This is a genomic window from Candidatus Eisenbacteria bacterium (assembly GCA_030017955.1).
Lineage (GTDB): Bacteria > Eisenbacteria > RBG-16-71-46 > JASEGR01 > JASEGR01 > JASEGR01.
In genome coordinates this window covers 1-6408 of sequence record JASEGR010000114.1, presented here as the reverse complement: position 1 = coordinate 6408, position 6408 = coordinate 1, and the positions used below count along the sequence as shown (strand labels likewise).

Sequence of the window (6408 nt, the reverse complement as noted above, 5' to 3'; positions counted from 1 at the left end):
AAAGTGCTGGGGCACCGCATAATAAGTTCGCGAATTTATGTGACACAGCACTAGTTGCAGGGAACCCTCGTTCAAGATTTGGCTGGCAGTTTCTCACGACCGACGGGGAATGAATATGTCTACTGACACAGGGTCTAAGTCTATCGGGTCGAAGCGGTGGTGGGTTCTCTCCTGCCTTTTCCTCCCGTTCCTGCTCTTCAGCTCAGAAGAAGCTCTTTCCTTCAACAAGGTTGACAATAACGACCTTACCGATGAGAAAGGTCAGCCGCAGCGCACGTACTGCACAAGACCACCCTGCCTGAGAACGCACAACATAGGAAGGTTGAATCTGATTGTGACGAATCTCGGTTTTTTCGGCAGCCCCTGGGTCGCAGACCTGTCTATGGGGTGGAGGGGTGGCGAGTATCTCTACGTGGGTGGTCTCTGGGTCGGAGCGTTGGATGCCGACGGAGTCCCGCACGTCTCTACAGCGGCATATGAAACCGAGTTCAGGCCATCTCTTGATGTCCGCGACATCATCTACGAGGGATACGAGGGGATGCCTGGCGGGAGCAGAGTCACCGGAACCACCGGGTACAAGGGGGCAAATGACGACGGGGACCTGAACGCAGAGGGCGGTGAGAAGATAGATGAAGATTTTCTTGATGGCTACGACAATGACAATCCCGCTGACGGCAGAATAGACGAAGACTTCGCTGCGATCTCTGAGCAGATGCTCAGCTGTACGTACACGGATTTTGCGACCGAAGCCATACAGAGATACCCCGACCACAGACCGCTCTTTCTCAAGGTGCAGCAGAGCAGTTTCGCCTGGTCAATAACCGGCTACGACGAATTCATTGGTGTTGAATACAAGGTCTGGAATGTCGGTCAGAACGCCATCAGGGACGTTTACGTCGGATTCTTTGTTGATGCGGATGCAGGACCGAAAGGAGCCCCAAGCTACTGGGATGACGACCTGGTCGGGATTGTGGACACGACTGTCTGGATCCCTTATCCCGAGTCACAGAATGCAAACTGCAAGTTTGTCAAGAGGAGACTGAAGATACCATTCGTAAGAGATCTTCAGGAAGATGAGGCCAAAAGGCAGAATGTCAGGAATCGTGGCGACGTGCCGGGTTGGGCCGGGATGATCCTGCTTGGCCATCCTACGGACGTTAGGGGTGAGAAGGCTCCGGAAGAGGTCGGAGTAACGAGTCTCAAGTGGTTCAGCTCCGGTGGAAGTTACCAGGAGGGCGGAGATCCTCAGACAGACTTCGAAAGGTATGACCTGATGTCAAAGGGAATCATTCCTACGAAGAATGCCACACAGGCGAATGATTTCAGATACTGTCTCTCGGTCGGTCCATTCGCCGAGCTGATGCCGGATACTTTTTTCACCTTCCAGGTCGCCTGGGTCATTGGCGAAGGGAAAGAGGGACTGGTGGCCTCCGCAGTCGCAGCGCAGAAGACCTACGACGGAAGATGGGAGGATGTTGACAAGGACATTGCGACTCCTCCATCACCGTATAAAGAGACTCTTCTCAAGCCCTACATGAAATGGACCAACCCTTCTCTGCCTAATCCGCTCTATCCAGGCGAGTGTATAGACACGACGTGCGCTGGGAGCGCGTTCAGCATAACTGATACCGTGTGTGTTGAGGTGAAAGCACCTGTGTATGTGGACAATGATTGCGACCCCTGTACTCCAGGTCAGACAGGCGCCGAATTCGCGGTTCGCTGGACGGGCGAGACTCCTCCTCCTCCTCCCAACGTTGACAGACTGCCCGGGGCGAACGAAGTGACCCTAGAATGGGATAATCTCTCCGAGACAATCCCCGGGACAAGATTTGAGGGATACAGGATTTGGAAGGTGTCTGGCTGGCAGAGGCCGATTGGAGAGACAAAGCCCAGGGAGGAAGAATGGCAGCTCCTGGCGGAGTTCTACAAGCATCCGCCGGATTCTCTGGCCATGGACGCAAAGGGATGGCCCCGGGACAGCTCGGAGCACCACATAAGGCGCATAACAGACACCACCGTGGTTCCCACAGAGATCAAAGACGGGATAGCTTTCTATCCTGTGGGCAGATACAGGTATGTTGACCGGGACGGAGTGCTGGATGGGATGGGATACTTCTACTCTGTGACTGCTTTCAGCAAGTGGATGACCTCCACCGACACCAGCCGGTCAGAGATAGTCGGTGCCAGAGTGGACACTTCCAGCACGGATGCGGTCAAGGACAAACTGGGAATTAGTGTCGCGACCGGCGGCTACACAAGGTACGCCCCCAAGGTCGCGTTTGGGGAGACCAACTCTCTCGCCGTCTGGGCAACCAATCAGAGAGGTTCGTGGGACATACTGGCAGGCCGTGTTACGAAAGAAGGCAGGCTGCTCGCTCAGGCGGACACAGTGGGATTTCCCATTTCGACTGCCCGATACACCCAGCATCACCCAGCCGTGGCCTTCTCCAAGACAAGTTATTTCGTCGTCTGGCAGGATTCACGGAACGGCCCGTACGACATTTATGGCTCAAGAGTTAAAGTTGACGGAACCGCGATTGATACGTCGGGCATATTGGTGGCTTCCGGCGCTTCCTACCAGAATTCGCCGGCGATCGCCTTTGATAGGACTAACGACAACTATCTGGTAGTGTGGGCGGATGCGAGGGTCGGGAACTACGACATCTACGGAGCCAGGGTGGACACATTTGGCGTCGTCCTTGACTCAGACCCGATCAAGATTTGCAGCGCTTCCGGTGATCAGCTCAATCCGAAGGTTGCTTTCGACGGAACCGGCTTCCTTGTGATATGGGCCGACAAGAGACACGGTGACTGCGACATCTACGGCGGACGAGTGAGCGGTTCCGGCTCGCCTCGCGACGGGACCGGGTTCGTGATTGCAAATTCACGGACAAGTCCAACCGGGGGAGACACTACAAGGGTTGCGGCGGAGCAGGACCTCCCTGATGTGTGTTACGGGGCCGGCAACTACTTCGTGGTGTGGAGTGATGGCAGGGAGCGAAACTATGATATCTATGCGACAAGAATAGATACCGCGGGCCGCATACTTGACGGCACTGGAATCGCAATCTCATTGGAGACGTCCGCAGTCAAGCGACATCAGTACTACCCGGCGGTTAGCTCGTCCGGCAAGAACTACCTTGTCACCTGGAGTGATATGAGGAATCTGAACAATACATCGTTGGACATCTACGGTTCAAGGGTGACTGCAAGCGGGGCCGTGGTCGATCAAGGTCAGAACGCCCTCAGGCTTACTGCGGCCAAGCAGGTGCAGCACAGTTCGGCGGTCGCATTTGACGGGACCAATTACCTGGCGGTTTGGGAGGATAGGCGGAGCGAAGAGACAACCGTGACTGTCAGGACCATTGAGTTGAGCGGGAGACCTGTCTCGACCGAGTCGCAGATTGTCACTGCAAGGCCGAACGCCAGTGGCAAAGGCTTCAAGGTTTATGCGGTCCCGAATCCTTACAAGGGCAGCGCAGAATGGGACCTGATACCTGCTGAATATGATCCGACGGGTACTAAGGTAGGATTTTTTGGCATGCCAAGGGCGAAAGCAAAACTGAGGATATTCACTCTTTCGGGTGATCTGGTCCAGGAAATTCAGCATGACGGTACAAGCGGCGCCGGTGCGGTATTCTGGAACCTGGTTTCCAGAAACGGCCAGGATGTAGTGAGCGGCGTGTACCTTTTCTCTGTGACATCAGATCTTGGTAACTTTGTCGGCAAGTTTGTCATTATCAGATAGAAGTCCCCTAATGCGGGAGGGTCCAAGGTGAGAAAACTCATAGTTGTCATGCTGGCCGTTCTTCTTCCATCTGCGACGGAAGGCGCAAAGCAATTCGCCAAGGTCGGAACTTTCGGCGGTTCGTTTCTGAAAATCGGAATAGGTGCAAGAGCCGCTGCTTTGGCCGACGCGTACGTGGCCATAGCCGATGACGCGAGCGCCATCTACTGGAATCCGGCCGGAATCGCAAGGCTGACCGGCCGTACCCTATCGGTTAATCACCTGGCGCTTCCCGCAGATATCGCCTTTGACCAGGCGGCCTACGTGTTTTCGCCGGGTTTCTTCCCCGGAGTTATAGGTTTCAACGCGCGAGCTCTCACGATGGACCAGATGGAAAGAAGGACCGTGTACCATCCGGAAGGAGACGGGACCTATTTTGATGCAGGCGACATGGCCTTCGGAGTTACCTATGCGCGGTCTCTGACAGATAAGTTCTCGACAGGTATTAACCTGAACTGGATTCAGTCGGGGCTCGATGAGTACACTGCCAAGACGCAGACATTCGATGTCGGCACTCTCTATGACACCGGATTCAGGTCAATCAGGATAGGGATGTGCATTCAGAACATCGGTTCGGAACTGAAGCATTTTGAAAGAGCTGCCAGGGTGCCAACTACCTTCAGAGTCGGGATGTCAATGAACCTGATGCGTAACGATGTCCATAGCCTCCTGACTTCGGGCGAGTTTTCTCATCCGCCGGACAATCAAGAAAGAGCAAGCTGGGCCATGGAGTACTCATTCAACGACTATCTCTATTTCCGCTCAGGGTACAAGTTCAACTACGATACGGAGGGCTTTGCAGCGGGCACAGGCGTGCGGTTTCCCACGGGTGCTCAGGCGATTGCCAAAGTTGATTATGCCTACAACGACTGGGGCACGCTTGGCGGGACGCACAGAGTTTCTCTAGAACTTACCTTCTGAACACACTTCTGGAGATGTTTGCGAGGCGGAGTTTGACCTCTTAAGACGCCGCGATAAAAATAGGGAGGGTCGAGATTATGGTGCGGCTTCCGAAAGGTTGCCGTTTCTTTTTTTGTTTGCTTCCTCTTCTCGTTCCACATGTCTCCTTCAGCGGTGCAAAGGCGCCTGCCTGGAGCAGGGGGGACGTGGACTTCACCGTCGATTCGAGAAGTTTTCTTGAACAGGACGGCAGGCAGACCGAGGAATTTCTCTTTAGAATCGCTACCGAGACAATCTTCTTGAAGCCGGCGAATTCAGGATTCACCGGGGCAGTTCGATTCACGCTCAGCTTCAGAGACATTCTGGGCAAAGAGATTGATAGAAAGGTGGAGAGCGTTTCCCTACGATGCTCAAATGAACCCGTGCTTCAGGGAGGCGAACCCGACCAATTAGTCACAATTTACCACTCCCTGCCTGACAGTATCAGAGGAAGACCTACCTTTGAAATCGTTAGGATCGGGGACTTTGGAAACTATCTCTCACTGCCCCTGCCTCGTATCGAGGAGAGGCTTACCCATGTGATCGTGAAGGTAGAAGACCTGGGTGCAAGGAAGCGGGGGCTTGCATACCTCTTCACGCGGCGGAGAAAGGACGGAGTAGCAAGACTTGAGTATTCGGGGAGAGAGTTCCCTGAAGGAAAGCTCTCGGTGAGCGATCCCGAGTTCTGCTGGAGCGTAAGGAAGGCGGATGAGAGGGCAAAATTTGAGAAGAGCGGGCTTGATGTGCTTCCGAATCCAGGCAGAACTTACGGGATTCTGAATAGCACTCTCACAGTCTATTATGAGATGTACAACAGGCGCGATGGGACGCAGCCGGCTGGTGGTGAAGAGGGCTACCTTTCCAGTGTTTCAATCGTTGCGCCCGGCGAGAAGAGGATTCAGGCGAGAACAGACTCACTAAAGTCAAGTCTCAAGAGCTGGGTCCGCGCTGTTGCTTTTGACCTGAGCGAAGTGCCTGCGGGCAGTTACATCCTGCGAATAGGCGTCAGTGCCATCGGCGACACGGTTACGTCGTATTCGCAGGGGCAGTTCGACGTGATTTGGGATTTGAGTTATTGGGAAAAATCCGAGCAAAGCGTCCTGGATGAGACCGAGTTTCTCTTCCCGGAAAAGGAGTTTGAAGAGTTTGAGAAAATGGGACCGGGAGAACGGCAGCGAACGCTCGCTGAGTTCTGGAAGGCGCAAGATCCCACCCCCGCAACGGCGCGAAACGAGGTAAAGCAAGAGTTCGAGAGAAGGGTAAGATTCGCCAACGACAGGTTTAGCACAGTGTTCCTGAAAGGGATGCTTAGCGACCGGGGGAAAGTCTACATCCAGTACGGGGATCCGGAGGAGGTAAGGACGGAGCTCCTTCCGGTTCAAGGCAGAACTGCAACCGATGTGCTCAAAGAGATCGCAGGAGAGAAGAACCCTGAGGCCAAGGCTGAGATTATGAAGGATCCGAGTGACATAAGGCCTCACGAGGTGTGGATCTATGACCTAAAGGGAAGGGCGTTGTTTTCCCGGGGCGGGCCCGTGTCCTCGTCGATTGGGATGAGATTCATTTTTGTGGATGAGGACGGGTACGGGAATTTTATGCTAAAGTATTCGACCGAGCACAAGAAGAACTAGTGTGCCGTCCCAGAAATAGCTTTACGAAATGCAGGGTGTTTCATAAGGCAC

The 6408-nt window shown here is 54.2% G+C and carries 3 protein-coding genes; all 3 read left to right on the top strand.

What is annotated here, in order from left to right; translation table 11 throughout:
* The first annotated feature begins 115 nt into the window (after positions 1-115).
* The 3 genes from QME66_12345 (at position 116) to QME66_12335 (ending at position 6357) form a co-directional block, all read left to right on the top strand.
* Positions 116-3748 (top strand): hypothetical protein, encoded by a 3633-nt coding sequence (locus tag QME66_12345; protein MDI6809753.1) that lies wholly within the window; start codon positions 116-118, stop codon positions 3746-3748.
* A gap of 27 nt (positions 3749-3775) precedes the next feature.
* A complete protein-coding gene (locus QME66_12340; protein ID MDI6809752.1) occupies positions 3776-4708 on the top strand; it encodes a PorV/PorQ family protein in 933 nt (310 codons plus the stop codon).
* 185 nt (positions 4709-4893) lie between these two features.
* The gene (locus tag QME66_12335; protein ID MDI6809751.1) at positions 4894-6357 is read left to right on the top strand and encodes a GWxTD domain-containing protein; all 1464 of its coding nucleotides are present in this window, start codon (positions 4894-4896) and stop codon (positions 6355-6357) included.
* Positions 6358-6408: the final 51 nt, after the last annotated feature.